This window comes from Actinoplanes sp. NPDC000266, assembly GCF_042899005.1.
GTDB lineage: Bacteria > Actinomycetota > Actinomycetes > Mycobacteriales > Micromonosporaceae > Actinoplanes.
This window is the reverse complement of sequence record NZ_JBIAZI010000039.1, coordinates 1-1,087: the sequence shown is the minus strand read 5'-3', so window position 1 is coordinate 1,087 and position 1,087 is coordinate 1. Positions and strand designations below refer to the sequence as shown.

1 rRNA gene is annotated in these 1,087 nt (G+C 54.4%); it reads left to right on the top strand.

The window, feature by feature from the left end:
• Positions 1–1,087, top strand: a 23S ribosomal RNA gene (locus ACFY36_RS51905); the annotation flags it as partial.

Here is a 1,087-nt window from a genome sequence, read left to right as displayed (position 1 = left end):
ACGCGGGGAAGTGAAACATCTCAGTACCCGTAGGAAGAGAAAACAACATGTGATTCCGTGAGTAGTGGCGAGCGAAAGCGGATCGAGCCTAAACCAGCGGTGTGTGATACCTGTCAGGGGTTGCGCCGTCGGGGTTGTGGGACTGTTCGTCGAGGGGCTGACACTCCTTGGAGAAGTTACAAAGTCATGGGTTAGTTGAACGGTGTGGGAAAGCCGGCCGTAGAGGGTGAGAGCCCCGTAAGTGAAAGTCCATGACCTTCTTGAACAGCACCCGAGTAGCAGCGGACTCCTAGAATCTGCTGTGAATCTGCCAGGACCACCTGGTAAGGCTGAATACTTCCTGGTGACCGATAGCGGACGAGTACCGTGAGGGAATGGTGAAAAGTACCCCGGGAGGGGAGTGAAATAGTACCTGAAACCGTTCGCCTACAATCCGTCAGAGCTTGTTAAAGGGTGATGGCGTGCCTTTTGAAGAATGAGCCTGCGAGTTAGTGGCATGTGGCGAGGTTAACCTGTGTGGGGTAGCCGTAGCGAAAGCGAGTCTGAAGAGGGCGTTTTAGTCGCATGTTCTAGACCCGAAGCGGGGTGATCTAGCCATGGGCAGGTTGAAGCGTGGGTAAGACTGCGTGGAGGACCGAACCCACCAACGTTGAAAAGTTGGGGGATGACCTGTGGTTAGGGGTGAAAGGCCAATCAAACTCCGTGATAGCTGGTTCTCCCCGAAATGCATTTAGGTGCAGCGTCGTGTGTTTCTTGCCGGAGGTAGAGCACTGGATGGTCTAGGGGGCCTACAAGCTTACCGAAATCAGCTAAACTCCGAATGCCGGTAAGTGAGAGCGCGGCAGTGAGACTGCGGGGGATAAGCTTCGTAGTCGAGAGGGAAACAGCCCAGATCACCAGCTAAGGCCCCTAAGCGTGTGCTAAGTGGAAAAGGATGTGGGATCGCTTAGACAACCAGGAGGTTGGCTTAGAAGCAGCCATCCTTTAAAGAGTGCGTAATAGCTCACTGGTCAAGTGGTTCCGCGCCGACAATGTAGCGGGGCTCAAGCACACCGCCGAAGCTGTGGCATTCACACAATACATCCGC